At 67.4% G+C, this 25,231-nt stretch carries 25 protein-coding genes and 1 other RNA gene; 13 read left to right on the top strand and 13 right to left on the bottom strand.

The window, feature by feature from the left end; all coding sequences use genetic code 11:
* Nucleotides 1-119: 119 nt before the first annotated feature.
* Nucleotides 120-1,358, bottom strand: coding sequence for an RNA polymerase subunit sigma-54 (locus VOI27_RS14490; RefSeq protein ID WP_323766072.1), 1,239 nt, complete (start codon nt 1,356-1,358; stop codon nt 120-122).
* Nucleotides 1,359-1,441: 83 nt separating this feature from the next.
* Between VOI27_RS14490 and VOI27_RS14485 the strand changes: the two genes are divergently transcribed.
* Complete coding sequence (locus VOI27_RS14485) at nt 1,442-2,392, top strand: hypothetical protein (RefSeq protein ID WP_323766071.1); 951 nt, start codon at nt 1,442-1,444, stop codon at nt 2,390-2,392.
* Here the strand turns inward: VOI27_RS14485 and VOI27_RS14480 are convergent.
* Genes VOI27_RS14480 through VOI27_RS14470 form a run of 3 tightly spaced genes read right to left on the bottom strand, consistent with a single transcriptional unit; the run spans nt 2,389 to nt 4,016 of the window.
* Nucleotides 2,389-2,568, bottom strand: coding sequence for a hypothetical protein (locus tag VOI27_RS14480; protein WP_323766070.1), 180 nt, complete (start codon nt 2,566-2,568; stop codon nt 2,389-2,391). The two genes, VOI27_RS14485 and VOI27_RS14480, sit on opposite strands and share 4 nt — an antisense overlap.
* Nucleotides 2,569-2,587: 19 nt before the next feature.
* Nucleotides 2,588-3,724, bottom strand: a complete 1,137-nt coding sequence (locus tag VOI27_RS14475; RefSeq protein ID WP_323766069.1) for a hypothetical protein — start codon at nt 3,722-3,724, stop codon at nt 2,588-2,590.
* A gap of 1 nt (nt 3,725) precedes the next feature.
* On the bottom strand, nt 3,726-4,016 hold the full coding sequence (locus tag VOI27_RS14470; protein WP_323766068.1) for a hypothetical protein: 291 nt from the start codon (nt 4,014-4,016) through the stop codon (nt 3,726-3,728).
* A gap of 50 nt (nt 4,017-4,066) precedes the next feature.
* On the opposite strand from VOI27_RS14470, the gene VOI27_RS14465 reads away from it, so the two are divergent.
* On the top strand, nt 4,067-4,339 hold the full coding sequence (locus VOI27_RS14465) for a hypothetical protein (protein WP_323766067.1): 273 nt from the start codon (nt 4,067-4,069) through the stop codon (nt 4,337-4,339).
* 305 nt (nt 4,340-4,644) lie between these two features.
* Nucleotides 4,645-5,469 (top strand): GNAT family protein, encoded by an 825-nt coding sequence (locus VOI27_RS14460; RefSeq protein WP_323766066.1) that lies wholly within the window; start codon nt 4,645-4,647, stop codon nt 5,467-5,469.
* A 184-nt stretch (nt 5,470-5,653) separates the two neighbouring features.
* On the opposite strand, the gene ffs is transcribed toward VOI27_RS14460, so the two are convergent.
* An RNA gene (gene ffs, locus VOI27_RS14455) (signal recognition particle sRNA small type) lies at nt 5,654-5,752 on the bottom strand.
* An 84-nt stretch (nt 5,753-5,836) separates the two neighbouring features.
* Here ffs and nudC point away from each other — a divergent pair.
* Genes nudC through VOI27_RS14440 form a run of 3 tightly spaced genes read left to right on the top strand, consistent with a single transcriptional unit; the run spans nt 5,837 to nt 8,192 of the window.
* Entirely contained in the window at nt 5,837-6,802 is a 966-nt protein-coding gene (gene nudC, locus VOI27_RS14450; RefSeq protein ID WP_323766065.1) for an NAD(+) diphosphatase, read from the top strand.
* Nucleotides 6,803-6,841: 39 nt separating this feature from the next.
* Entirely contained in the window at nt 6,842-7,306 is a 465-nt protein-coding gene (locus VOI27_RS14445) for an SRPBCC family protein (protein WP_323766064.1), read from the top strand.
* A 58-nt stretch (nt 7,307-7,364) separates the two neighbouring features.
* Nucleotides 7,365-8,192, top strand: a complete 828-nt coding sequence (locus tag VOI27_RS14440; RefSeq protein WP_323766063.1) for a DUF4198 domain-containing protein — start codon at nt 7,365-7,367, stop codon at nt 8,190-8,192.
* Nucleotides 8,193-8,347: 155 nt separating this feature from the next.
* Here VOI27_RS14440 and VOI27_RS14435 read toward each other — a convergent pair whose 3' ends face one another.
* The 5 genes from VOI27_RS14435 to VOI27_RS14415 all read right to left on the bottom strand — a co-directional run bounded on the left by VOI27_RS14435 (nt 8,348) and on the right by VOI27_RS14415 (nt 11,652).
* The gene (locus VOI27_RS14435; protein ID WP_323766062.1) at nt 8,348-8,920 is read right to left on the bottom strand and encodes a cob(I)yrinic acid a,c-diamide adenosyltransferase; all 573 of its coding nucleotides are present in this window, start codon (nt 8,918-8,920) and stop codon (nt 8,348-8,350) included.
* Nucleotide 8,921: 1 nt separating this feature from the next.
* Nucleotides 8,922-9,125, bottom strand: coding sequence for a twin transmembrane helix small protein (locus VOI27_RS14430; protein WP_323766061.1), 204 nt, complete (start codon nt 9,123-9,125; stop codon nt 8,922-8,924).
* A 71-nt stretch (nt 9,126-9,196) separates the two neighbouring features.
* Entirely contained in the window at nt 9,197-10,024 is an 828-nt protein-coding gene (locus VOI27_RS14425; protein ID WP_323766060.1) for an SDR family NAD(P)-dependent oxidoreductase, read from the bottom strand.
* A gap of 80 nt (nt 10,025-10,104) precedes the next feature.
* Nucleotides 10,105-10,833 carry an SH3 domain-containing protein gene (locus tag VOI27_RS14420; RefSeq protein ID WP_323766059.1) on the bottom strand — a complete coding sequence of 243 codons (729 nt, stop codon included), beginning with the start codon at nt 10,831-10,833 and terminating at the stop codon, nt 10,105-10,107.
* 264 nt (nt 10,834-11,097) lie between these two features.
* Complete coding sequence (locus VOI27_RS14415; RefSeq protein WP_323766058.1) at nt 11,098-11,652, bottom strand: SH3 domain-containing protein; 555 nt, start codon at nt 11,650-11,652, stop codon at nt 11,098-11,100.
* Nucleotides 11,653-11,855: 203 nt separating this feature from the next.
* Here VOI27_RS14415 and VOI27_RS14410 point away from each other — a divergent pair, with 203 nt between their 5' ends.
* The 3 genes from VOI27_RS14410 to VOI27_RS14400 all read left to right on the top strand — a co-directional run bounded on the left by VOI27_RS14410 (nt 11,856) and on the right by VOI27_RS14400 (nt 17,159).
* On the top strand, nt 11,856-14,162 hold the full coding sequence (locus VOI27_RS14410) for a DNA topoisomerase IV subunit A (RefSeq protein WP_323766057.1): 2,307 nt from the start codon (nt 11,856-11,858) through the stop codon (nt 14,160-14,162).
* Nucleotides 14,163-14,727: 565 nt separating this feature from the next.
* Entirely contained in the window at nt 14,728-16,038 is a 1,311-nt protein-coding gene (locus tag VOI27_RS14405; protein WP_323766056.1) for a YjgN family protein, read from the top strand.
* Nucleotides 16,035-17,159 (top strand): M48 family metallopeptidase, encoded by a 1,125-nt coding sequence (locus VOI27_RS14400; RefSeq protein WP_323766055.1) that lies wholly within the window; start codon nt 16,035-16,037, stop codon nt 17,157-17,159. The genes VOI27_RS14405 and VOI27_RS14400 overlap by 4 nt, the downstream gene beginning before the upstream one ends.
* Nucleotides 17,160-17,245: 86 nt before the next feature.
* Here the strand turns inward: VOI27_RS14400 and ppk2 are convergent, their stop codons facing one another.
* Together ppk2 and VOI27_RS14390 are read right to left on the bottom strand one after the other, a co-directional pair.
* A complete protein-coding gene (ppk2, locus tag VOI27_RS14395) occupies nt 17,246-18,163 on the bottom strand; it encodes a polyphosphate kinase 2 (protein ID WP_323766054.1) in 918 nt (305 codons plus the stop codon).
* Nucleotides 18,164-18,247: 84 nt separating this feature from the next.
* Nucleotides 18,248-18,706, bottom strand: a complete 459-nt coding sequence (locus tag VOI27_RS14390) for an Lrp/AsnC family transcriptional regulator (protein ID WP_323766053.1) — start codon at nt 18,704-18,706, stop codon at nt 18,248-18,250.
* A gap of 148 nt (nt 18,707-18,854) precedes the next feature.
* Between VOI27_RS14390 and ald the strand changes: the two genes are divergently transcribed.
* Together ald and pheT are read left to right on the top strand one after the other, a co-directional pair.
* Complete coding sequence (ald, locus tag VOI27_RS14385; protein WP_323766052.1) at nt 18,855-19,973, top strand: alanine dehydrogenase; 1,119 nt, start codon at nt 18,855-18,857, stop codon at nt 19,971-19,973.
* Nucleotides 19,974-20,356: 383 nt separating this feature from the next.
* Entirely contained in the window at nt 20,357-22,756 is a 2,400-nt protein-coding gene (gene pheT, locus VOI27_RS14380; RefSeq protein ID WP_323766051.1) for a phenylalanine--tRNA ligase subunit beta, read from the top strand.
* 177 nt (nt 22,757-22,933) lie between these two features.
* Here the strand turns inward: pheT and VOI27_RS14375 are convergent, their stop codons facing one another.
* A complete protein-coding gene (locus VOI27_RS14375; RefSeq protein WP_323766050.1) occupies nt 22,934-24,298 on the bottom strand; it encodes a cytochrome P450 in 1,365 nt (454 codons plus the stop codon).
* Between the two features lie 115 nt (nt 24,299-24,413).
* Here VOI27_RS14375 and VOI27_RS14370 point away from each other — a divergent pair, with 115 nt between their 5' ends.
* Nucleotides 24,414-25,019, top strand: coding sequence for a hypothetical protein (locus tag VOI27_RS14370; protein ID WP_323766049.1), 606 nt, complete (start codon nt 24,414-24,416; stop codon nt 25,017-25,019).
* 90 nt (nt 25,020-25,109) lie between these two features.
* On the top strand, nt 25,110-25,231 hold a 122-nt coding region (locus VOI27_RS14365), incomplete at its 3' end, for a GTP-binding protein (RefSeq protein ID WP_323766131.1).

Genomic DNA, 25,231 nt, shown 5'->3' with positions numbered 1-25,231 from the left:
GTCTCAGGTGCGACATTACACCGCGTTACACTGTCCGTTACGATGTCCTGCCATCGCGGCAGACGCCGGGGGCGACCGGCGTGCACAGGTAGAAGGTCTTTGCGGGAAAGGAGGCCCTGTCAGGCCCGACGCCGGCGTTTCGCGGCGGCCTGAACGCCGATCTCCTGACGGTAGTTCGACACCACCCGCCGTGAGATCGCGATGCCTTCGGCCTGCAGAAGCGCCGTCAGCCGCCGGTCCGACAGCGGCCGCCGCGGGTCCTCGCTGGCCAGAAATTCGCGCATCCGCGCTTGCACCTGCGGCTTGGACTGGGTGCCCGAGGCCGAAGCCGTGCCGCCGAAAAGCGCCCGCGCGGCGGTGATCCCGTTGGGACCCTCGATCAGCAGGCCGGCCAGCACCCGGCTGACCGTGCTGAGGTGAAAGCCGGTCTCGCCGGCGATCTCGGACATGGTCATCGGCTCCAGCGCCCGCGGCCCGTGCCGAAAGAAGGCCCCTTGCCGCGCGACGATCTCGTTGACCACCTGCCGCAGGGCCGAACGCCGTATCGCCAGCGCCTGTTTCAGGGCACGCGCCTTGGCCTGCGCGTCGCGACACTCGGCCGTGCTGCCGCGCGGCAGGTCCGGCACGGTCACATCGCCCTGCAAGCTCGACAGGAATTCGATCGTCCAACCGTCGCCGGCAGGCGTGACCCGTACGTCCGGCGCACGCAGCAGGGTGGCATCGGTGGCAAATCGGCTGCCGGGCTTGGGGTCGAGCCCGCGCAGCACGGTCAGACGCGCCTCGACCTCGGACCTATCGATCCCGCAGGCCGTGGCAAGCGCCGCGACGCCGCCGTGTTCAAGCGCATCAAGATGCGCCAGGACCGCCGCCATCGCGTCATCCAGAGGCGCATGGTCTTCAAGCTGCAGGCGCAGGCAGTCCTGCAGATCGCGGGCGAAAAGCCCGGCCGGCTCCACCCGCTTCTGCACCACGGCCAGAGCCGCCTCGATCAGGTCTTCGCCAAGACCGAGTGTCTCGGCGATCTCGCGAGTGCTGCGCCCGAGCCAGCCCGTCGGCTCGAGTTCCGAGATCAGCGCCGTGATCACCGTCTCCATCAGGCCGCCCTGCCCCAGCAGCCCGGCCAGCTCTCGCGTCACATGCGCATAAAGGCTGTCCGCCTCGGCGACCGCCGTCATTTCCAGCACGTCGGTCGCGCTCATCGCAGAGCGCCGCGGGCGCAGGACAAGCATCGGGTTGTCCTCGGCCGTTTCGGCAAGGTGCGCGTCAAGCTCTGCCGCCGACATCTGCAACAGGCTCACCACCTGGCCCAGCCTGAAGACCTGGCTCTGCCGCGCCTGCAGCTGCATCCCGGGCTTCATCTGCCTGACTCCCGACAAAACTCTGGCCGCGCCTCCGGGCGCTCGTTTATGCTTGGCGCAACAGCACAAGGAGCTGCGATCCGATGAGCCAGCCCCCCCAGACCGGCGCGATCCTGTCCCTCGACGGCGCCGCGCCCGAACTGTCCTACCCAGGCCTCTCGCCGCAGCTTCTGGCCCGGGTGAAGCAGCTGTGGTCCGCTGCAGGTTACGACTTCGACAGCTATTGGCGGCTTGCCATGCGCAGTCTCCAAGGCTTCCGCGCCCTGCCTCGCGTCGAGGCGCAGGCCAGCACCGACGTCGATCTGGTGTTCCTGTTTGATCAATGCGTGATCTGGGTGCGCGCGCTGCATGCCGCCGCCGGTGCCGGACGCCGGCACGACACCGAGGGGCTGAGCGCCGCGCAATGGCACGGGCTGGCGGCGCTCTCGGCGCGGCTGACCGAGCAGCTTGCCGCGTTGCGCCTGCTGGCATTGACCGATCTGCCGATGCCCGCCATGCAGATCGCACGCTCGATCTCGGAAGACGTCGACATGGCGCTGGTGATCCTGATCCGCCGCAAGCTGGCCACCCGTTTTGCCGAGTGCCGCACCGCCGAGGAGGCCAGCGATTTTTGGCGCCGCCACATCGCTGGCGGGAGGGCGTTTCGCAACATTTCGGAACGGCTCTATTCTGTCGGCATCGATCATTCCGCCGATAGCGATTATGGCAAGTGGCGCAAGTCGGTGCTGACGACGCTGGGCGCCGCGGTGCACAGCAATGCGCTTCACGCCGACCTGCCGCAGCGGCGAGCCGAAAACGTCTTGCTGAACGGCGATTCCCTGCATTTCGCGACCTTCCGTATGCATGAGCTCTGCGCCTTTGCGCAGCTGGTGGAACCGGCCCTGACGGATGCGCTGAGGGCGGCGGCCAAGGCCGAGCACCCGGCCAGCCCGCTGTCCGCGCTGGCCGCTCCGATGAGCGACATCCTCGTCAATCAGATCCAGGGCCTGTCGGCACCCTCCGCCGCGCCGCGGCAGAGGGCCAAACCGCATTAGTGCTTGAGGTCTTCCGGCGTGCCGAGCCGGTTCTCGGCCACCCAGCGCGCGGCCAGCACCAGCGCGCCGGCGGCAAAGTCCTTGCCGTGTTCCTCGACCATTTCCTCCGCCACCTTCGCGAGTTGCTGGAAATAGCGGTCCTTGCTCTGCTCTTCGGTGGACAGTGCTTGCGTCATGGGTCTCCCTCCCCTTGGTTTACTTGAACATGTTCTTCGGAAACGTCGCGATCGACAGGCTGCCATCGTCGCCGCCGATCGCCAGATGCGCGCCATCGCCCGACCAGGCGAGCGCCCTGACTGCCGACCCGGTGCCCTCGCGCACCAGCATTTCGTCGCCGTGACCGATCCGGCAGAGCACCACCAGCCCGGTGGCATAGCCCACCGCGCAGAGATCGCGTTTCGGATGCACCGCAATGCGGTCAACCAGCGTCAGCCCCGGCTTGCCGGTCTCGATCGGTGTTCCCGCATGGGCGCCGAATGGCAGATCGGGCAAGGCCCAGCCGACCACCCGGAACGCGCCGGAGGCCATCATGGCATTTGCATGTGTGCTGAAAGCGGTGCTGTGCACCGCCGCCGGGAAATCGACGATGCGGTCGGCGGTTTCGGCCGTCGTATCGACTAGCAGCACCGCCTTGTCCCGGCAGCCGCCGACCACCCAGCGCCCGCACGGTGACCATGTCAGGGCAAGCACCTCGCCGGCGCAGTCGATGGTCGCCAGCACCTGCGCAGGTTCAATCGACACCACGCTCAGTTGTCCATCGCCCCAGCAGGCGAGCTGCGTCTCGTCGACCGAGACCGCGATCCGGGTGACGTCATGCGACAGGTTGCAATCCGATTGCTCCGCCCCGCCCGCTTCGGACAACAGCGCCAGCCGGTCGCCGAAGGCCACAGCCAGCAGCCCTGCGCGCGACAGCGCCGCCATCGCGGTCACCTGATCGCGAGGCGCGGCATTCATCGCCAGCGTCTGGCCCCGAGCTGTCGCGCGCCAAAGCGATCCGGTCTCGGCATGCGCGAAGGCGATCCCCTGGTCGCCGAGACGACATGGCGCCACGTCCGGATGCACGAGGTCGGTATCGCTCAGCACCGGCGGCGGCAGCGGCTTGGTCCGGGGGCGGATGCTCGAACGTCCGGTATCGGCCTCGACCCGGACCCGACTGTCCGGGCTTTCGGCGTCTTTCACCGAAACGACAGCCAGACGACCATCCGCCAGAACTGCCGCCAGCGAACTGCCGCTGGCATTGAACATCAGGCTCTCGACCCCGCACTGCACGTCCCAGGTGCGGGCGAGAAGATCGAATAGGGTCATGGCTTGCGGCGGCTTGTGCTGGGTCATTTCAACTGTCCTTTGTGACGGCGGAGGCCAGCTCTTCGTCTAGCGATGCGAGCTCCTGTTCCAACCGGTTGATCGTGTTCAGATTGTCGTCCAGCGCGGCCTGGACGCTGGCCTGCGCGGCCGCATGGGTGCGGTCTGTCACCCCGTCGCGGTCATCTTTCATATCGAGCACCATCATGCCGCTGGCCTTTTGGTTCAGCCGAAGTTGCTCGGTATTGGCTTCGGCGATGGCCTGAATTGTCGTCAGGCGGTGTTCCAGGATGACATCGATGCCGCGCGATTGACCGGTCATCGCGCGCCCCTGTACACCGTCGGCGCAACCTGCAGCCAGAGGCCGACATCATGACCCCTCCCGCCGATCTCCGTTTCTTCAGCGCTCTCCACGCGGCCTGCCACGCCGAAGGCGGGGTCGATCCACGCCTCGTTGACGCTCTCGTCCGGGCACTGGACACCGGCGCGCCGACAGACCTTCTGGCCGCACGCAAGGCCTTCGACACGCTCGAGACCGCTCTGAAGGCCAGGCTGATGCAGCAGGTGCACCGGCACATGGTCACCGACATTTCCGCGATCTGGAATGCCCTTCCCGGTGCGCACCCGGGACAGCGACCGAATTGAACCCGCCGGGCTCGCGATCGAAACTTGATGGTCGTGGTGCATCGTCTCCCCTCCCCTGGATGCCGATGGCCTTGAGTGTTGGACAGGCTATCGCCGGGACCGGGTGACGCAATTCTTTCGAGAGATTTTTGCGTGTTTCCCGGGACGGTCGCCCGAGAGTGTAAACATGCGTTACGCTTGCCGTCGCGCTCTGTAACGGCCTGTGCCACAGCGGTTCATGCTGCAAGGCAGCAGGCGCACAAAACCCGCAGACACGCCGAATCAACGGATTGATCTCGTATCCGGTTTCGCGTTGATCTTGGGTCATGCATCACCTGCCCAGCCTTCTGACCGACGAAGCACTGACCCTGAGGGGCATTCGTGACGCGGATCTGCCCGATCTCGCCCGGCAACTGAACGCCCCGGACGTGGCGCGCTGGCTGGCTGCCGTGTCGGTCCCGTTCGACGCGGCCGAATTGCAGGCGCATGATCGCCATCCCGGCGAATCCGTGCGGGTGATTGCCCTCGACGGGCAGGCAATCGGAGGGCTCTGCCTCGGCTCTTCGCTTTGGTATTGGTTGAGCCCGGACCATTGGGGACAGGGCCACATGGGTCGCGCGCTGAGACTGGCGCTCCGAAGCTGGTTCCAGAAACCGGTTCCCCCGCTGACCGCGACCTGTCACGTGGACAATGCCGCCTCGCGTGCCTTGCTGACCCAGCTGGGATTTGCCCTCTCTCCCGAGGGCCGGAGGATGTTCTTTCACCACACGCGGCGGTCCGAGCCGTGCCGTGACTATCTCATGGCCCCGGAGCAATGGCATCTGCTGCACCCGCTTGAGCTTCAGACCGCCACCGCACGCCTGCGTCCCGCGCGTCAACGTGACCTACCGGCCCTGGTGCAACTGCTGCCCTGCGCCGGCGATGACATCTGGCCCACCGCCGATACCCTCAGCGACTTTGTCGAGACCCATCGCTTTCGCGGTGCGCAGGCTGGCCTTTTCGTGATCGTGGATCACAATCGTCGCACCGTCGGAATGGCCCTGCACCGCCCCGGCAGCCCGGCGGTTCGGTTCTCAACCGAAGGCGACGCTGAGAGACATCTGGCCGGCGTCACGCAATGCCTTACGGGTCTGGCTAATCTGGCACTCTGACCGCCTCAACCTGCGCAGACGCACCCTCGCCGCCGCGCCTGACGGACCGACGCCCGGACACGGCTCAGCCGGAACAGCCATGCCTTTTGGCGAGTGCCCATAGGATACATGCGTCTGGGGAAAGTGAACGTCAGGGCCGCACGCAGTTTGCGCAACAAACCCTCCAGGCCCCTGAAGGGAGCCGTGGTGAGAGGCTGGACAACGACCCAAGCGGGGCTCGTTACGGCTGCTTCCTTCCGGACCTGACCGGGTTGGCGAGGCGCCTGCCCGCGCCAACCTCTCGACAGGCTATGTAGTCAACCGCGCCGCCGCTTGCAAGAGGGGCAGGCGCATGTCATCCCCGCGGCAAAACAGCGGGAGCGCCAGCATGAAACACGCGGAAACCGTCACCTTCGGTGGGTCGGCCCTCGACCGCGCCGCCGAGATTCGCGGCGATGGCCCAGCCCTGGCCGCCGCGCAGGCCGACCCGAGGGCCCGCGCCCTGCTGATCTGGCGCGGCAAGCCGCTGCTTGACGCGGCGACGGGCGCGCTGATCCGGCTGCCGCTGGAACACCCGGTGCTGGCACAGGGCGATGACGACCTGATGCTGCTCGGCCGCGAGGACGGCGCGGCGATCTTTGCCTGCAACCTTTCCGCCTGGGAGCCGGTGGACCTCGACGGCGTGGCGCTGGGGCAGTTCGTCGATGCCTCGGTGCAGCATCACCCGGACCTGCCGGCCGACATGGGATTTGCCGAGTTGCGGATGAACATGACCCGGCTCACTCCGCGCGATGCCGAACTGGCAGCCACCGCAAAGGCGATCCTCGGATGGCACGACAGCCACGGCTTCTGCTCGCGCTGCGGCAGCCGGTCCGAGATCATCAACGCCGGCTGGCAGCGCGCCTGCCGCGACTGCGGCGCGCAGCATTTTCCGCGCACCGACCCGGTGGTCATCATGCTGATCACCCATGGCAATTCGGTGCTGGTGGGCCGCGCGCCGGCTTGGCCAGAGGGGATGTATTCGCTGCTCGCAGGCTTTGTCGAACCGGGCGAGACGCTGGAGGCCGCCGTGCGCCGCGAGGTGATGGAGGAGGCCGGCGTGCCGGTCGGCGCGGTCAGCTATCTTGCCTCGCAGCCCTGGCCGTTTCCGGCCTCGCTGATGATGGGCTGCCGCGGCGAGGCGCTGGACCGCGAGATCACCCTCGACCCGGTCGAGCTGGAGGACGCGCTCTGGGTCAGCCGCGAGGAGATGGCGCGCGCCTTTGCCGGCGATCATCCCCGGCTCAAGCCCGCGCGGAAAGGTGCAATTGCGCAGTTTCTGCTGCGGAACTGGCTTGCGGATACGCTGGATTGACGCGACACTGCCGCCGAGCAGAACAGGCCGAGCAGTCAGATGGAATTCACCAGCCAGGAAGACATCGAAGCGCCGATCGACAGGGTCTTTGCCGCGCTTTCCGATTTCGACACCATGGAACGCCAGGCCATGCGCCATGGCGCCAAGGTGCGCCGTCACCCGACTGGGGCGGACGGGACCGGGCCGCGCTGGACCGCCGGGTTCAGGTTCCGCGGCCGCGAGATCGAGGCCGAGGTCAGCCTGTTGCGGTCGGAGCCGCCCGAAACGCTGGAATTTTCCGGCAAGGCCGGCGGGATGGAGACCGGGATGCAGGTCGACCTGACGCCGCTCACCCCCAACCGCACGCGGATGACCGTGCGGGCGCAACTGGCCCCGAAAACGCTCTCGGCGCGGCTCTTGGTGCAATCGCTCAAGCTGGCGCGGGCGCGGATGACCCGCAAGTTCTCGGTGCGGGTGGCGCAATTCGCCAAGACGCTGGAAACCCGGGCGCAAAAGGCCGCGTGACCGGGCTTGCCTGCACCGCCGGGCGCGCTACCGTTGAGCCCTTGCAGGAGGGACCCCGATGATACGCCGATTTGCCGCCACGCTCTGCCTCGGGCTGGGGCTGGGTGGCCTGCCGCTTCTGGCCAGCGCGCATGAATTCTATATCGACGCGCGCGCGTGGCAGGTGCCGTCGAACAGCTTTCTGATCGCCAATATCCGTGTGGGCGAAAATTTCGAAGGCCCGGCCTATTCCTACCTGCCGCCGCGCATCCGCCGCTTCGAGATACTGATGGGCGAGGAGACCTACCCGGTCGAGGGCCGCGCCGGCGACCGCCCGGCCCTGCGCATGCCGACGCCCGCTGACGGGCTGGCGGTGGTGGTGCATGTCACCGGCGACAACACCCTGACCTACCGCGACCCGGAGCTCTTCGAGCGGTTTCTGACCCACAAGGACTGGGCGCCCCTGCTTGAGGAACACGCCGCCCGCGGTCTGCCCGAGGCCGGGTTCGCCGAGCTCTACTCGCGCTACGGCAAGGCGCTGATCGCGGTGGGCGATGGTGCCGGCGCGGACCGCGAGGCCGGGCTCGAGACCGAGATCGTGGCGCTGGCCAACCCCTATACCGACGATGTCTCGGACGGGATGCCGGTGCGGGTGCTCTATCAGGGCGCGCCGCGACGCGAGGCGCAGGTCGAGCTCTTTGCCAAGTCGGCCGAAGGCGAGGTCAGCGTGACCCTGCTGCGCACCGACGGCGACGGCGTGGCACTGCTGCCGGTCGCGCCGGGCCATGTCTACCTGGCCGATGCGGTGGTGGTGCGGCCGCTGCAGCCCGCGGCCGAGGGCGACCCGGTGTGGGAATCGCTCTGGGCCTCGCTGACCTTCAAGGTTCCCGACGAGAGCCGGCGCTGAGGCAACCGCCGTCCCGGCCCCCGCGCCGGGACCCCCTGGCTGAGTGCGGCAAAAGCCTAGGAATGAGGAGTGTTGCGACTGGTCCCGCGGTCCCGGGAACCATCCGGTTCGCCGGGACGTAGAGGACCCTGAGCAATGTCCGGGGCGCGCAGGCGCTAGCGGTTGGCCCCGGGCACCCAGAGCACATCCGCCGCGCCGTCGTCATTGGCGATCCGCGCGGCGACGAAGAACCAGTCGGACAGACGGTTGAGATAGGTCACCGCGTCCGGATTGATCGGCTCGGCCCCAGCCAGTTCCACCGCCAGCCGCTCGGCCCGGCGCGCCACGGTGCGACACAGGTGCAGATGCGCCGCGAGCGCGGAACCGCCCGGCAGGATGAAGCTGCGCAGCGGCGTCAGCCGGGCGTTCATCGCGTCGATCTCGGCCTCGAGCCGCGTGGTTTGCTCCGCCACCATGCGCAGCGGCGGATACTCCGGTTCGCTGCCGTCTTCGGGCTCGGGATTGCACAGATCGGCGCCCAGATCGAAAAGATCGTTCTGGATCCGCGCCAGTGCCGCGTCGGCCTCGCCCTCGGCATGCAGCCGCGCCAGGCCCACCGTGGCGTTCAGCTCGTCCGAGGTGCCATAGGCCTCGACCCGCAGCGCGTGTTTCGCAACCCGGGTGCCGTTGCCCAGAGCCGTGTCGCCCTTGTCGCCGGTGCGGGTGTAGATCTTGCTCAGGACGACCATTTCAGCTCTGCCCCCGGATCCAGACGAAAAGCAGGATCAGCACCACCGCCACGAACTGTGCGATGATCCGCCAGCGCATCGCCTTGTTGGCGTATCTCTTGTTGAAGGCGCCGCCCTTGGCGAAACTGCCGATGCCGAAGAACAGGATGGCGACGACGCCGAGCAGGGCAATGCCGATGATGTAAAAGAGCGGATCGTTCGCCATGACGGCCTCCCGGTTGCTGGTCCCTCTGTGACATATGTCATCCGGCCGCGAAAGCGAACGGACCTTTCGCCTCACCCCTTGGCGAGGATCCAGTCCAGCCACGCGGTCGGCAGCAGCCGCTTGAGGAGACCGAAGGCATAGGTCGGCGTGGTGACGTAATATCGCGGCCGCGGTGCCGGGTCTTCCAGTGCGCGCCAGAGCTTTTCGGTCACCGCCGAGGGCGGCAGCTCGAAGCGGTCGGGCGGCCGCTCATCATAGAGCCGCTTGCGCAGGCGGCTGCGATACTGCTCGGCGCGGGGCGAGGCCTCCCAGTCGATCCAGCGCTCGAAATGCGGCACCGAGTTCTGCCGGATGCGCGACGTTACCGGCCCCGGCTCGAGGGTGATCACCTTGATCGGCGTGTCGCGCATCTCGATCCGCAGGGTGTCTGTCAGCCCTTCGAGCGCGAACTTGCTGGCGATATAAGCCCCCCGCCACGGCGCGGCGATGAACCCGAGGATCGACGAACAATTGACGATCCGCCCGTGGCCCTGCGCGCGCATCACCGGAATCACCTGCCGGGTGAGGTCGTGCACGCCAAAGACATTGGTGCGAAACAGCTCTTCCAGCGCCGCGCGCGGCAGATCCTCGACCGCGCCGGGCATGGCATAGGCACCGTTGTTGAATAGCGCGTCGAGCCGGCCGTCGGTGGCATCGAGCACCCGAGCCAGGCCGGTGCGGATGCTTTCGGGATCGGCGTAATCGATGCGGGGGCTCTCGAAGCCGGCGTCACGCATCTTCTCGCAGTCGGCCTCCTTGCGGCAGGAGGCAAAGACCCGCCAACCGCGGCGCTGCAGGCCGAAGGCCGCGTCACGGCCGATGCCGGACGAACAGCCGGTGATCAGGATGGTCTTGCGCATGCGGGCCTCCGGGTGCGGGACGTGTCATGCGCAAGGTGTGGGCGAGGGGCGGGTCAGACGCAAGCAGAGATCGGCGGACGTCACTGCTTGGCGACGAGGGAGCCGGCCATCCAGCCGATGCGGCCGTCTTCCATCGACTTGAGCTTGACCCAGCCGCCGGGGCCGCTGCGCAGGATACGCACCTGGGCGCCGGAGGTCATCGCGCGCAGCACCGGAAAGTTGGTGCCCGGCCCCATGCGCATGTTGGCGCGGCTGGCGGTGATCCGGCCGGTCTCGAACTGCGGCGCAGCGTCGACATCACCGCGCGTGGAGATGGTCGGCATGGCGCCGGTCGGCGCGCCGGCCAGCTCGCGCGGGCGCAGGCGGGGGCGCGGCGAGGCGTCTGGGGCGGCGGCGGTGTTCGGTCCGATCGCCAGCTCGATGGTTTCGGCCACCTCGACAAGATCGTCGGGGCGCATTGGCGGCGCGATGGTCTTCGCTCCAGGCTGCACCGTGGCCTCGGTGACGGGCGCCTCGGCGGCGAAGGACACGGCCTGCACATTGCTCAGGCTTTGTGTGCTGGTGGCGGGGTGCTTGTCGCGCAGGGCGGTCAACAGGGCCGATTCGAGCTGTCGCTGAACGGTGCCGCGCGGCGGCGTCTCTGCAGAAGCCACCTGTTGCAACGCGGGCTGCTGGGTCTCGGCTTCGGCGGCGGCGATCAGGCCAGAACTTTGGGCCGTGTCGGGACCGGGCTTGAAATCTGCGCCGCCGGAGGCCTCGTAATAGCCCCAACCGAGAAATGCGAAGGTCAACCAGACATAAGTTTTCATAGCGTGATCCCTTGTTCCTTTTGGACGCCGCTCGAACTGCGACAGACCCGGCCCATGGCGTGACGGTGACAAAGCACGACCGGGCCCGCGAAACGCGGGGAAAACCGAAGCAGGTTTCCCGAGGATGGTGCCGCCCGAATGTGCCGTCTCAGCCGTCGTGGCCGGTTGTGAGATCAACAGTGACGGGAGTCACTTGGTTCCGAAAAAAGCGGAATCTTTTCTTGACAGCGCGCGGGGCACCCCCCGCAGTGCGCCGCGCCGCGGCTAGATGTCGTCGAGCAGGAAGTCGGCGATCCACCCGGTTGGCCCGGACGGCATCACCTGCAGCCGCACCCAGCCGGCACCGCCGTCCTCGAGCACCTCGACCGAGGTGCCGCGCGACAGTTGGCCGATCACGCCGAAGCCCGTGCCGGGCCCCTCGCGCAGGTTGACCCGGGATCCGTTGACCCGCCGCAGGTCCGCCGCCGGCGCGTCGGCCTCTCCGGACGGCAGGGTCACCGCCAGCCGGATCGCCGCGCCATCGGCCACCGGCAGTTCGATGTCGGCTGATTCCTGGCTGCGGATCGCGCTCATGACGGCGGTCTCGATCTCGCGTTGATTGGGGTCGGCCAGTTCGGCGGCCGAGGGCGCAAGGCTGGCATTGTCGACGAGGGCCATCCGGCTCACAGCGCTTTCGCGCGCCATTTCCTGCACGATCAGCGGATCGACCTCGGCAAAAACCGTGATGCCGGTGTCGCCGGGTTTGAAATCGGCCCCATCGGATATCTGGTAGTAGGCCACCGCCAAAAACCCAAAGGTCACCCATACATAGGATTTCATCCCCACGCCCCCCCCCCGCATCCGCGCGGCCGAGCTGTCCACGCTTGGGTGTCTGAATACCCGATTCGCCGGAACCCCCTAAGGGAAAACCGGCCCGGTCGTCCCCTCCTATCCCGATGCTCCTTACTATCTCCTTTACCCTGGCAGGCGCTTTGCGGCATCAGGAGCTTTACGGTTCCGGCGGCTGAGGCTACACAATATCCATGAGCGACGACACTTCCGACAACAACATCGGCCAGGCCGATCTGGCAGAACCCCTGCGCCGGGCGCTGGGGGAACGCTATCTGACCTATGCGCTGTCGACCATCATGCACCGGGCCCTGCCCGACGCCCGTGACGGTCTGAAGCCGGTGCACCGGCGCATCCTCTACGCGATGCACCGGCTGCGGCTGGCCTCGAATGGCAAGTTCCTGAAATCGGCCAAGATCTCCGGCGACACCATGGGCGATTTCCACCCCCATGGCGATGCCGCGATCTATGACGCGATGGCCCGGCTGGCGCAGGATTTCAACGTCCGCTACCCGCTGGTCGACGGCCAGGGCAACTTCGGCAACATCGACGGCGACAACCCCGCCGCCTCGCGCTATACCGAGGCGCGGATGACCTTCGTGGCCGAGATGCTGCTCAACGGTCTCGATGAGAATGCCGTCGATTTTCGCGACAATTACGATGGCCGGCTGACCGAGCCGGTGGTTCTGCCGGCCGAGTTTCCGAATCTGCTGGCCAATGGCTCGTCCGGCATCGCCGTCGGCATGGCGACCAACATCCCGCCGCACAACATCCCCGAGCTGATCGACGCCTGCCTGCATCTGATCAAGACGCCGGACGCCCGCGACGAGACCCTGCTCAACTACGTGCCCGGCCCCGATTTCCCCACCGGCGGGGTGATCGTCGAGCCGCGCGAGAACATCGCCGAGGCCTACCGCACCGGCCGCGGGTCCTTCCGCCTGCGCGCCAAGCACGAGGTCGAGGACCTCGGCCGTGGCCAGTGGCAGATCGTGGTCACCGAGATCCCCTATCAGGTGCAGAAGTCCAAGCTGATCGAGAAGATCGCCGAGTTGATCCAGACCAAGAAAGTGCCGATTCTCGCCGACATCCGCGACGAAAGCGCCGACGACATCCGCATGGTGCTGGAACCGCGCTCGAAAAATGTCGATCCGGACGTGCTGATGGGCATGCTCTATCGCAATTCCGATCTCGAGGTGCGGTTCTCGCTCAACATGAACGTGCTGATCGATGGCGTGACCCCCAAGGTCTGCTCGATGAAGGAGGTGCTGCGCGCCTTCCTCGACTTCCGCCGCGAGGTGCTGCAACGGCGCTCGCTGCACCGGATGGAGAAGATCGATCATCGCCTCGAGGTGCTGGAAGGGCTGATCATCGCCTTCCTCAACCTCGACCGTGTGATCGACATCATCCGCTACGACGACGAGCCGAAACCGGCGCTGATGCGCGAAGACTGGGGCCGCGATTTCATCCGCGCCACCGACGAGAGCGACTACGTCTCGCCGGCGATGACCGAGGCGCAGAGCCTGACCGAAGTGCAGGCCGAGGCGATCCTCAACATGCGCCTGCGCGCCCTGCGCCGGCTCGAGGAAATGGCGCTCTTGAACGAGCGCGATGCGCTGATGGAGGAACGCGCCGGGCTTGAGGACCTGCTCGAGCACGAAGGCCTGCAATGGACCCGGATCAGCGAACAGCTGAAAGAGGCCCGCAAGACCTTCGGCAAGGGCTATGAAGCCGGCAAGCGCCGCACCGCCTTTGCCGAGGCCGGCCAGATCGAAGACGTGCCGATCGAGATGATGATCGACCGCGAGCCGATCACCGTGGTCTGTTCGCAGATGGGCTGGATCCGCGCGATGACCGGCCATATCGATCTGGGCCGCGAACTGAAGTTCAAGGACGGTGACGGCCCGCGCTTCATCTTCCACGCCGAGACCACCGACCGTCTGCTGGTCTTCGGTTCGAACGGAAGGTTCTACACCCTGTCGGCCGCCAACCTGCCCGGCGGCCGCGGCATGGGCGAGCCGCTGCGGCTGATGGTCGACCTCCCGAACGAGGCCGAGATCGTCGATCTGTTCATCCATCGCCCCGAGCGCAAGCTGCTGGTCGCGTCCTCTGCCGGCGACGGATTTGTCGTGCCGGAAACCGAGGTACTGGCCCAGACCCGCTCTGGCAAGCAGGTGCTCAACGTCCGCGCCCCGACCCGTGCAAGGGTCTGCAAGCCGGTCACCGGCGATGCGGTCGCGGTGGTGGGCGAGAACCGCAAGGTGCTGGTCTTCACCCTCGACGAACTGCCAGAGATGACCCGCGGCAAGGGCGTGCGGCTGCAGAAGTACAAGGACGGCGGGCTGTCGGATGCCACCACCTTCACCCTCGCCGAAGGGCTGATCTGGCGCGACCCGGCCGGCCGCACCCGCACCCAGAGCGAGCTTGGCGAATGGCTGGGCAAACGCGCCGGCACCGGCCGGATGGCGCCGCGCGGCTTCCCGCGCGACAATACCTTCAACTGAGCGGGCGGGCGCCAACCGCGTGCGCCCGTCCCGGACCTGATCCGGGACCTCCCGCTCCAGACCGATCGCCAATCACAGCAGAGGCCCCGAAGCAGGTCCGGGGCGCGAAGCCCCTGCTTGACGGGCCGACGCCCACACCCGCCGCCGCGCCCGCCATCGCCGGCCGCCAGCCCTGCACGAACTTCTGCCCTGTCGCCGATGGCAGCCAGCGGTGCCGCATCTGCCAGAGACCTTATCCGCGGAAATCACCCGGCCTACCCGTGTCAGCAGCGCGGCAAAGCGGCTTTGCCGACCTTGCCCCATGCCCACCAAAGCCCCGCTATCCATTGCCGCTTAACAACCCCGCCCGATCCGCTTCCCCTTGTCGCCGATGTAATCCGGCGGTGTCGCGTGCTGCCAGAGACCTCATCCGCGGAAACCACCCGGTCAAATCCGGTCCGGAGCGCGGCAAAGCCGCGTCACCGACCTCCGCCCGACCCCACCAACGCCCCACCTTCCATCGCCGGTTGACAACCCGGCCCGATCCCCGTCCCCTGTCGCCGATGCAAGCCAGCGGAGCCGCGTGATGCCGGAAACCTCAGCCTGGGAAAAGGCCTCGCCGGAAACCGGCGGCCTGCAGCCGGTGCCCGCCCCGGTGGCGGCTGAGACCGAGACCTGGCCACCCGCCGGCAGCCACGCCGGCGCGCCCCCGCCGGAACGCCTGGCCACCGCCTTTACCGGCAAGCGCCGCGCGGTGTTCTGGCTGGCGCTGAAGACCGGCGGGCTGACGGTACTGACGCTGGGGCTCTACCGGTTCTGGATGAAGACCCGGCTCAGGCGCTGGTACTGGTCGGCCACCCGCCCCGGCGGCACGCCGCTGGAATATGTCGGCGACCCCTACGAGAAACTGCTGGGGTTCCTGATCGCGGTGGTGATCCTCGCCTTCTACATCGGCGTGGTGAACCTGGTGCTGATGTTCGTCAGCTTCTCGCTGTTCCAGCAGAACTATCTGGCCTACGGGCTGAGCCTCCTCGGCGTGGTGCCGCTGTGGTTCTACGCCCGCTACCGCGCCAGGCGTTACGTCCTCGGCCGCACCCGCTGGCGCGGCGTGCGTTTCGGCATGGACCCGGGCGCCTGGGGCTATGTCTGGCGCGCACTGCTGCACTGGACGATCACCCTCGTCAGCCTCGGGTTGCTCTGGCCGCGGATGACCTTCTGGCTCGAGAAGTACCGCACCGACCGGACCTGGTTCGGCGATGCCCGTCTCACCCAGGGCGGCCGCTGGACCATGCTCTACCGCGCCACCTGGCCGATCTTTGCGGCGCTGGTGCTGGCCGGGGCCGGGCTGGCGCTGTCAGAGCTCGCCGGCCGGTCCGAAGGCTACACGGTGATCGCGCTGGCCTGGCTGCTGGCGGGCTATGGCTATGTCTTCTACCGGGTCGAGACCACCCGCATCCTCGCCAATCACAAGTCCGCCGCCGGCCTCACCCTCACCGCGAGGCCCAGCGCCTTGCGGATCCTGATGATCACCGTGCTGGGCTACCTGGCGACGGCGCTGGTGCTGGCCCTGCCGCTGGGGCTGCTGGGTTTCGGCGTGGCGCTGGTGCAATTCGCCCAGACCGACCTGATGCAGGAGTTCGGCGAGCTCGGCGCGCTGGTCTCGGCCCTGCCGCAGCCGCTGCTGCTGGCGCTCGGCGTGGCGCTCTATTTCGCGATCTTCCTGCTCTGGGCCACCTTCACCCATGCCTGGGTGACCCTGCCCACCTGGCGTCACTACGCCACCACCCTGACGATCCACAACCCGGCCGCCCTGAGCAAGGTCTCGCAACGCGCCCGCGACGAGTTCCAGGAGGCCGAGGGCTTTGCCGAGGCGCTCGATCTCGGAGCCTCGATATGACGGTGATCCGGATCGGCGCCGCGCCAGAGCCCTTCGAGGCCCGCGGTCTCTATTTCGACGGCGATACCGCGGTGGGCGATCTCGCGCGTGTCACCGTCGACGAAACCGCCCGCAGGATTGAGATCTCGCGGAAAGGCGCACCGCCGCTGCACTGGCCGCTCGACGCCCTGCGCCTGCTGCCCGACCAGGCCGGCGGTGACCTGGTGGTCCTGCGCCTGCGCCACGACCCGGTGGCGCGGCTGATCCTCGACGACGCGCTGCTGCTCGAACGGCTGCCGGACGTGCGCCGCCCGGCGCCGCTGGTCCGGCGCGGCCGGCTGATCGGCTGGGCGCTGGCGGCGCTGGCCTCGGTGGCACTGATCGTCTTCGTGCTGGTGCCCAGGATGGCCGACCAGATGGCCGACTACATCCCCCCGGCCGGCGAACGCGCCCTGGGCGCGGCCACGCTCGACCAGATCCGCAGCGCGCTCGACGAGACCGGCATGGGCGAGCCGGTGGCCTTCTGCACCGCCCCCGAGGGCCAGGCGGCGCTCGACGCCCTGCAGGCCCGCCTTGCCCCGGGGCTGCCAGAGGGGCAGGAGATCTCGGTGCATGTGCTCGATCACGAGATGATCAACGCCTTCGTCCTGCCCGGCGGCTACGTGGTGTTCTTCCGCGGGCTGCTGCAGGCAGCAGAGACGCCGGAAGAGGTCGCCGCGGTCTTTGCCCATGAGATCGGCCATGTGGTCAGCCGCGACCCGACCCGCCATGCGCTGCGCTCGGCCGGCTCGATCGGTGTGCTCGGCCTGCTGTTCGGCGATTTCGCCGGCGGCGCGCTGGTGCTCTTTCTCACCGAGCGGCTAATCGAGGCCAGCTACTCGCGCGAGGCCGAGGCGGCGGCAGATCACTTCGCCCGCCAGCTGATGCTCGACACCGGCCTCGACCCGGCGGGGCTCGGCAGCTTCTTCGCCCGGCTGCAACAGGTCTTCGGCGAAGAGGAGGGCTTTCTCGCCCATTTCACCTCGCACCCGGCCCTGTCAGACCGCATCCTCGCCGCCGAAGCCGATCTGCCACCGGGCTTTACCCCGCGCCCCGCCCTCACAGAGTCCCAGTGGCAGGCGCTGCAAACCATCTGCAACTGAATCGCGATCCAGCCCTTCTTCTGTTCAAAAATACCCTCGGGGGCGCCCGCAGGGCGGGGGCAGAGCCCCCACCTCCCGCCTGCGCCTCAATACACCTTCGGCACGTAAAGCTCGTCCGGCAGCACCTGGCGCTCGTAGTCGGGGTTATAGACCCGCTCCGGCAGGGTGACCTTCTCGTGCGGCACCTCGGCATAGGGGATCCGGGTCAGCAGATGCTCGATGCAGTTCAGCCGCTCGCGCTTCTTGTCGTTGCCCTCGACGATATACCAGGGCGCCTCGGGGATATTGGTGCGGGCGAACATCTCTTCCTTGGCCTTGGTGTACTGCTCCCAGCGGATCCGGCTTTCGAGGTCCATCGGCGAGAGCTTCCACTGTTTCATCGGGTCATGAATGCGCATCAGGAATCGCAGCTGCTGTTCCTGATCGGTGATCGAGAACCAGTATTTCAGCAAGATCACCCCAGAGCGCACCAGCATCCGCTCGAATTCCGGAACGTCCTGAAAGAAGTTCTCGACCTGCTGGTCGGTGGCAAAGCCCATCACCCGCTCGACCCCGGCGCGGTTGTACCACGACCGGTCGAACATCACGATCTCGCCGCCGGCCGGCAGATGCGGCACGTAGCGCTGAAAGAACCATTGCGACTGCTCGCGCCGTGACGGTGCCGGCAGCGCGACCACCCGGGCCACCCGCGGATCGAGCCGCTGGGTGATCCGCTTGATCACCCCGCCCTTGCCGGCGCTGTCGCGGCCCTCGAACAGGATGCAGACCTTGGCCCCGGTGTGCTGCACCCAGTCCTGCACCTTGATCAGCTCGGCCTGCAGCCGCAGCAGGTTGCGGAAATAGACTTCGCGACCAAGCATCTCGGGGTGTTCGCGCAGATAGATCTTGCGGATCTCCTGGCTCAGCATCGGCTCCGAGAACTCGATTTCGATATCCTCGTCGAGCGTGTCCTGCAGCTCGGCCTCCAGCCAGTCCAGCGCGCGGTCGTCGTCATCCTCGGTCATCGGCTACTCCAGGTCCTGTGGTTTCGGCGGCTCTATCAGCCGGGTTTGACGCTTTCATGTCACCGCCCCATGTCTGCCCCACGCTCAGACCGGCAGGGCGGTGGTCTTGAACACCGTGCGCAGCGCAAAGCTCGACTGCATCCGCGCCACCCCGGGAATGCGGGTCAGGTACTGTCGGTGGATGCGGGCGAAATCGTCGGTGTCCTCGACCACCAGCTTGAGAATGTAATCCGCCGTCCCCGCCATCAGGTGGCATTCCAGCACGTTGGGGATCCGCGCCACCGCGGTCTCGAAGCCCTCGAGCAGCTCGTCTGACTGCCCCGAAAGCGAGATCTCGACAAAGACGGTCGACGGCAGCCCCAGCTTGCGCGGATCGAGCATGGCGACGTAATCGCGGATGATCCCCACCTCCTCGAGCCGCTGCACCCGGCGGTGGCAGGCCGAGGGCGAGAGGTTGATCCGCTCGGCCAGGTCGGCATTGGACATGCGGCCCTGTTTCTGCAGCACGGTGAGGATTCGGCGGTCTGTCGGGTCAAGCTGCAAACGGGTCGGGCTTTCTTCGAACGAGGGGCGGCATGACCGAAGGATCTGCGAAAAATGCGCCGGAGCCAAGGAAAAATGTCAATCACCTGCACTGCGAGCCGCGCGATGCTGGGGAAAAACCCAAAAAACCAGCAAGGAGACCCCGAAAATGAAGATCGGCTGCCCGACCGAGATCAAACCGCAGGAATTCCGCGTCGGCCTGACGCCCAATGCCGCCCAGGAGGCGATCGGCCATGGCCATTCGGTCATCGTCCAGAGCGGCGCCGGCGCCGGGGCGGGCTTCGAGGACGAGGCCTATCGCGCCGTGGGCGCCGAGATCGCTGGCAGCGCCGAGGAGGTCTTCGAGGCCGCCGAGATGATCGTCAAGGTCAAGGAGCCGCAAGCCGGCGAGCGCAAGATGCTGCGCGAGGGGCAGCTGCTCTTTACCTACCTGCACCTCGCTCCCGATCCCGAGCAGACCCGCGACCTGATGGCCTCTGGCTGCACCGCGATTGCCTACGAGACGGTCACCGACGGCAAGGGCGGGCTGCCTCTGCTGGCGCCGATGTCCGAGGTGGCGGGCAAGCTGGCGCCGCAGGTCGGCGCCTGGACGCTGCAGAAGGCCAATGGCGGCCGCGGCGTGCTGATGGGCGGGGTGCCCGGTGTGGGGCCCGCGAAAGTGGCGGTGATCGGTGGCGGCGTGGTCGGCATTCATGCGGCGCGGGTGGCGGCCGGGATGGGGGCCGATGTCACCGTGCTCGACCGCTCGCTGCCGCGGATGCGCTATCTCGACGATGTCTTTGGCGGCAGTTTCAAGACGATGTTTGCCAGCGCCGGCAATACCGAAGAGATCGCCCGCGAGGCCGACATGGTGATCGGCGCGGTGCTGATCCCCGGCGCGGCGGCGCCCAAGCTGATCTCGCGCGCGCAGCTTTCGGAAATGAAGCCCGGCGCGGCACTGGTCGATGTGGCGATCGACCAGGGCGGATGTTTCGAGACCTCGAAGGCCACCACCCATGCCGATCCGATCTACGAGGTCGACGGGATCATGCATTACTGCGTGGCCAACATGCCCGGCGCGGTGGCCCGGACCTCGACCATCGCGCTGGGCAATGCGACGATGCCCTTCCTGCTGGCGCTGGCCGACAAGGGCTGGAAGCAGGCCTGCGCCGAAGACGAGAACCTTCTGAACGGTCTGAACGTGCATGGCGGGAAGCTGACCTATGCGGCGGTGGGCGAGGCGCTGGGGATCGATGTGGAGGATGCGAAGGGGCTGGTGGGCGCCTGATCACGATCCATGCGCGTCAACAGCGGGCTGAAAGCCCGCCGCGCATCGTCATGCCGAAGGCATGCCTCCGGCATGACGCCGCCCGGACGGCGCGGCGATTTGCCTGCCCCCCGCGCACCGTTCATATGTCGCACGGGCAAGGCCGCCGCTAAGGGCCATTCGCCAACGTCGGGACGCCGCGCCACGGCCCGACGCTGCGCGGTTTTGTGACGGCAGTGCGTGAGGGGCGGTTGATGGGGGCTCTGCCCCCGCCCTGCGGGCGCCCCCGAGGGTATTTTTGAACAGAAGAAGCACGGGGGGGCGTGGATCAGCGGGGTCTTTCCCCTGCCCCCCCTTTGCGGTATCTCCCGGCCAAACCGATTGACTGACCGGAAGCGACGCACATGAAATTCACCCTGTCCTGGCTCAAGGATCATCTCGACACCGAAGCCTCGGTCGACGAGATCACCTATGCGCTCACCGATCTCGGCCTCGAGGTCGAGGAGGTTTCGAACCCGGCCGAGCGGCTGGCGGATTTCACCATCGGCAAGGTCATCAGCGCCGAAAAGCACCCTGATGCCGACAAGCTCAAGGTCTGCCAGGTGGCCACCGCCCAGGGCGAGACCCAGATCATCTGCGGCGCGCCCAACGCCCGCGAAGGCATCACCGTGGTGATCGCCAGCCCCGGCGTCTATGTGCCCGGCATCGACACCACCATCGGCATCGGCAAGATCCGCGGCATCGAGAGCCACGGCATGATGTGCTCCGAGCGCGAGATGGAGCTCTCGGAAGAGCATGACGGCATCATTGAGCTGCCCTCCGGCGAGGTCGGCCAGCGCTTTAGCGACTGGCTGGCCGAGCACGATCCGGCCAAGGTCGACCCGGTGATCGAGATCGCCATCACCCCCAACCGCCCCGACGCATTGGGCGTGCACGGCATCGCCCGCGATCTCGCGGCGCGCGGCTTGGGCAAGCTGAAACGCCCCGAGGCCAGCCATGTCGACAGCCAGTACCCCTGCCCGATCGCGGTCAGCATCGACAACGACACCCGCAAGGACGGTTGCGAGGTCTTTGCCGGCCGGCTGATCCGCAACCTGCAGAACGGCCCCAGCCCGCAATGGCTGCAGGACCGGCTGCGCGCCATCGGGCTGCGGCCGATCTCGCGCCTCGTGGATATCACCAACTTCTTCACCTATGACCGCAACCGCCCGCTGCATGTGTTTGACGCCGACAAGGTGCAGGGCAACCTGCGGGTACACCGCGCAGCCGGCGGCGAGACACTGACCGGGCTCGACGAGAAGGAACATACCTTCTCAGACGGCCATGTGGTCATTTCCGATGACAACGGCATCGAGAGCATCGGCGGCATCATGGGCGGGCTGGCCACCGGCTGCACCGAAGCCACCACCAATGTGTTTCTCGAGGCCGCGGTCTGGGACCACATCCAGATCGCGATGACCGGCCGCGCGCTCAAGATCAACTCCGACGCCCGCTATCGCAACGAGCGTGGCATCGATCCGGCCTACAACATGCAGGCGCTCGAGGATGCGACCCAGATGATCCTCGATCTTTGCGGCGGCGAGCCCTCGTCGATCGTGGTAGCGGGCGAGGTGCCCAATGTGGCGCGCGCCTATGAGCTTGACCCGAAGCGGCTGCAATCGCTGGTCGGCATGGAGATCCCCGAGAGCGAGCAGCGCCAGATCCTGACCTCGCTGGGCTTCCGGCTCGAGGGCAATACCGCGCATGTGCCGCCCTGGCGGCCCGACGTGCTGGGCACCGCCGACCTGGTGGAAGAGGTGGCGCGCGTGGCCTCGCTGACCAAGCTGCCGGCGATACCTCTGCCGCGCCCCTCCGAGGGCGTGCCGCGGCCGATCCTGTCACCGATGCAGAAGCGCGAGACGGCGGCGCGGCGCACCACCGCGGCGCTGGGCTACAACGAATGCGTGACCTACAGCTTCATCGACGCCGCGGCGGCCGCGCTGTTCGGCGGCGGCGAGGATACCACGCGCCTGGCCAACCCGATCTCGTCCGAGATGAGCCACATGCGCCCCGACCTGCTGCCCGGCCTGCTGCAGGCGGCCGCGCGCAACCAGGCGCGCGGCTTCATGGACATGGCGCTGTTCGAGCTGGGCCACGTGTTCTCTGGCGGCGAGCCCGGCGAGCAGGGCACCCAAGTGGCGGGCCTCTTGGTCGGCCGCACCGGGCCGAAGGACGTGCACGGCACCTCGCGGGTGGTGAATGTCTTTGACGCCAAGGCCGATGCCGAGGCGATCCTGGCGGCGATGGGCGCACCGGCCAAGGCGCAGATCCGCCGCGACGGGCCGGGCTGGTTCCATCCCGGTCGCCACGGGGTGATCTGCCTCGGGCCGAAGAAGGTGCTGGGCGTCTTCGGCGAGTTGCACCCGAAGGTGCTGCAGGCGATGGACGTCAAGGGCCCGGCGATGGCATTCACCCTCTTTCCAGAGGCGATCCCGCTGCCGCGCAAGTCGGGCGCGACGCGTCAGGCGCTGGAGCTCAACGACCTGCAGGCGGTAGAGCGCGATTTCGCTTTCGTGCTGGATGCGGATGTGGCGGCGCTCGACGTGGTCAATGCCGCCGGCGGCGCCGACAAGGCGCTGATCTCGGACGTGCGGGTGTTCGACGAGTTCATCGGCGGGTCGCTGGGCGAGGGCAAGAAATCGCTGGCGATCACCGTGCGGCTGCAGCCGAGCGAGAAGACCCTGACCGAGAAGGACATCGAAGCCGTCTCGGCCAAGGTGGTCGAGAAGGTCGGCAAGGCCACCGGCGGCGTCTTGCGCGGGTAATCCCAGCGCGCGACGGGGGCGGTGGGTTGCAAACCCACCCTACCCGGTTTCTCTGCAGTGGGGTCGGCCTGTCGGGTTCGGCGACCCTGGGTTGCGCCGCGGCGGTGCACCAGTGTCGCCGCGCACCGTAGGGTGGGTTTGCAACCCAGCTCGGCCGCCATCTCACGCCATGCGGGCCTATACTGCCTCAGCCTCGAGCCACACGCCGCCCTCCGGCCGCACCGTGATGATCATCACCGGCTCCGGCGCGCGCCCCGTCACCGGCGTGAACCGGAACCGCGCCAGCAGCGTGGCGAGGATGATCACGGCCTCCTGGATCGCAAAGCTTGCGCCGATGCAGATCCGCGGCCCGTCGCCAAACGGCAGGTAAGCATAGCGCGGCACCGCCTTGCGGTCGGCAAAGCGCTCGGGCCGAAAGGCATCCGGCGCCTCCCACAACAGCGCGTTGCGGTGCAGCGCATAGATCGGCACCATCACCGTGTCGCCCGGCCGCACTTCCCGGCCGCAGAGTTCGTCGGCCTTCTGCGCGGTGCGCGAGATGATCCCGGCCGGCGGGTAGAGCCGCATCGCCTCGTCGACGATCTGCCGCACGTACGGCAGTGACGCCACGTCCTCGCCCGTCGCGGACCGGCCCTGCAGCACCGATTGTGCCTCGTCCCGCGCCCGGTCCTGCACCTCCTGGTCGAAGGCGCAAAGATAGAGAGACCAGGAGAGCGCCAGCGCCGTGGTCTCATGGCCGGCGACGATGAAGGTCAGCAGATTGTCGCGCAACTCGGCCACGCTCATCCTGCGGTGGGTCTCCGGGTCCTCGCCGGCCAGCAGCAGGTCAAGCAGGTCGGGCACGCCGTCATGGGCGCGCCCGGCGCGGGCGTCGATGGCGCTGTCGGCCACTGCCTTCATCTGCCGCACCGCCTTGCCAGACATCATCCGCCCCGGCCGCGGCACCCAGTCGGGAAAGCCCAGCATGTCGAACAGCGAGACCTTGCCGGCGGCGGCAATATAATCGTCGATCGCCCGGTGGACGCCGGACTTGTCGAACACGCTGTCACCCGAGAAGGTCACGTCGGAGATCACGTCGAAGGTGGTGGTCACCATCTCGTCATGCAGGTTCACCGCCCGCGGCCCGGCGGCGGCGATGCGGTCGCAGCAGCGCTCGGCCGCCCGGCTCATGATCGGCGCCAGGTTCATCACGTTGCGATGCGAGAACACCGGCGCCGCCGCCCGGCGCTGCCAGCGCCAGTGCGCGCCCTCGGCGATGAACAGCGATTCGCCGATGGCCGGGCGCAAGAGGTTCTTTGTCACCAAGGACTTGGGGTAGTCGTCGACCCGCTCGAGCAGCATCGCCCGGATCGCCTCCGGGTCCATCACCATGTGCCAGCGCACCCCGGTGCGACCAGAGACCATCGGCTGGGTGGTGGCGATTTTCGGTATGATGCTCAACAGGTTGCGCCGCGCGGCCGAGAGGCTCGCCAAGAGCCCCAGCGGCCGGGTGCCCAGCGGCACATGCACCGGCAAGCGCGGTGGCGGGGGGGTGTCCGGCATGGCAGGGTCTCCTTTGTTCCGAGGATATAGCCCGCAGGCGGGCTCACGCAATTGCGCGGCTCCCGACGCTGGTCTAGGTAGAGGTCTGCACGATCCAACGAAGGACCCCTGCCAGATGCGCGTCATGATTGCACTTTTCGCCCTTGTTGCCCTTGTTGCCTGTGGCGACGGCCGCGATCTCGACGAGGCACCTGCGCCTCTAGGCGATTTCAAGCTGGCGCATTCGATCGTCATCGCGCCCAATCTGGTCAAGGGGCCGCTGTCGCGCGAGGCCAGCAAGGAACAGTGGATCGCCGCACTGGACAAGGCGGTCGAGGACCGCTTCCGGCGCTATGACGGTGAGGACAAGCGGCTCTATCACTTCGGCATCTCGGTCGAGGGCTACGTGCTGGCGCAGACCGGCATTCCGCTGGTGCTGCAGCCGAAGTCGGTGCTGATCTTCCGGGTCACCGTCTGGGACGACGAGAAGGGCATCAAGCTCAACGAGGAGCCGCATGAGATCACCGTGCTCGAGGCGATCAGCGCCGAGACGGTGGCGGGCTCCGGCCTGACCCAGACCGCCGAGCAGCAGATGGAGAACCTGGTGATCAAGGGCGCCAAGCAGCTCGAGGTCTGGCTCGGAGTGCAGCAGAAGCGCCATGGCTGGTTCACCCCCGAGGCGCGGGTCGAGAAAGCCGCAGACGGCAAGAACACCAACAAGGCGGCCGAACCGGTCAACTGACGCTTGATTTTCCTCGTCAAAGCCAATATCTCGCCCGCGATGTAGCAACGGGCCCAGTCCGGCCCCCCAGACCACGAGGCGCCACAAGACATGGCAAAGGAAAAGTTTGCGCGTAACAAACCGCATTGCAACATTGGCACCATCGGCCATGTTGACCACGGCAAGACGACGCTGACCGCGGCGATCACCAAGTATTTCGGTGACTTCAAGGC

It is taken from the genome of Marinovum sp., from assembly GCF_034669705.1.
In the GTDB taxonomy this organism is placed as follows: domain Bacteria; phylum Pseudomonadota; class Alphaproteobacteria; order Rhodobacterales; family Rhodobacteraceae; genus Marinovum.
Note: the sequence above shows the minus strand (reverse complement) of the source record. Positions and strands in the feature narration are given on the sequence as shown.

Coding starts and splice junctions, on each gene's coding strand:
- VOI27_RS14490 (WP_323766072.1), bottom strand. CDS start 1,358: ATGAAGCCCGGGATGCAGCTGCAGGCGCGGCAGAGCCAGGTCTTCAGG.
- VOI27_RS14420 (WP_323766059.1), bottom strand. CDS start 10,833: ATGAAAACTTATGTCTGGTTGACCTTCGCATTTCTCGGTTGGGGCTAT.
- VOI27_RS14475 (WP_323766069.1), bottom strand. CDS start 3,724: ATGACCCAGCACAAGCCGCCGCAAGCCATGACCCTATTCGATCTTCTC.
- VOI27_RS14425 (WP_323766060.1), bottom strand. CDS start 10,024: ATGCGCAAGACCATCCTGATCACCGGCTGTTCGTCCGGCATCGGCCGT.
- VOI27_RS14445 (WP_323766064.1), top strand. CDS start 6,842: ATGGAATTCACCAGCCAGGAAGACATCGAAGCGCCGATCGACAGGGTC.
- VOI27_RS14415 (WP_323766058.1), bottom strand. CDS start 11,652: ATGAAATCCTATGTATGGGTGACCTTTGGGTTTTTGGCGGTGGCCTAC.
- VOI27_RS14400 (WP_323766055.1), top strand. CDS start 16,035: ATGACGGTGATCCGGATCGGCGCCGCGCCAGAGCCCTTCGAGGCCCGC.
- VOI27_RS14405 (WP_323766056.1), top strand. CDS start 14,728: ATGCCGGAAACCTCAGCCTGGGAAAAGGCCTCGCCGGAAACCGGCGGC.
- VOI27_RS14430 (WP_323766061.1), bottom strand. CDS start 9,125: ATGGCGAACGATCCGCTCTTTTACATCATCGGCATTGCCCTGCTCGGC.
- VOI27_RS14435 (WP_323766062.1), bottom strand. CDS start 8,920: ATGGTCGTCCTGAGCAAGATCTACACCCGCACCGGCGACAAGGGCGAC.
- VOI27_RS14440 (WP_323766063.1), top strand. CDS start 7,365: ATGATACGCCGATTTGCCGCCACGCTCTGCCTCGGGCTGGGGCTGGGT.
- VOI27_RS14465 (WP_323766067.1), top strand. CDS start 4,067: ATGACCCCTCCCGCCGATCTCCGTTTCTTCAGCGCTCTCCACGCGGCC.
- pheT (WP_323766051.1), top strand. CDS start 20,357: ATGAAATTCACCCTGTCCTGGCTCAAGGATCATCTCGACACCGAAGCC.
- VOI27_RS14485 (WP_323766071.1), top strand. CDS start 1,442: ATGAGCCAGCCCCCCCAGACCGGCGCGATCCTGTCCCTCGACGGCGCC.
- VOI27_RS14410 (WP_323766057.1), top strand. CDS start 11,856: ATGAGCGACGACACTTCCGACAACAACATCGGCCAGGCCGATCTGGCA.
- VOI27_RS14375 (WP_323766050.1), bottom strand. CDS start 24,298: ATGCCGGACACCCCCCCGCCACCGCGCTTGCCGGTGCATGTGCCGCTG.
- VOI27_RS14460 (WP_323766066.1), top strand. CDS start 4,645: ATGCATCACCTGCCCAGCCTTCTGACCGACGAAGCACTGACCCTGAGG.
- VOI27_RS14470 (WP_323766068.1), bottom strand. CDS start 4,016: ATGACCGGTCAATCGCGCGGCATCGATGTCATCCTGGAACACCGCCTG.
- ald (WP_323766052.1), top strand. CDS start 18,855: ATGAAGATCGGCTGCCCGACCGAGATCAAACCGCAGGAATTCCGCGTC.
- VOI27_RS14480 (WP_323766070.1), bottom strand. CDS start 2,568: ATGACGCAAGCACTGTCCACCGAAGAGCAGAGCAAGGACCGCTATTTC.
- ppk2 (WP_323766054.1), bottom strand. CDS start 18,163: ATGACCGAGGATGACGACGACCGCGCGCTGGACTGGCTGGAGGCCGAG.
- VOI27_RS14370 (WP_323766049.1), top strand. CDS start 24,414: ATGCGCGTCATGATTGCACTTTTCGCCCTTGTTGCCCTTGTTGCCTGT.
- nudC (WP_323766065.1), top strand. CDS start 5,837: ATGAAACACGCGGAAACCGTCACCTTCGGTGGGTCGGCCCTCGACCGC.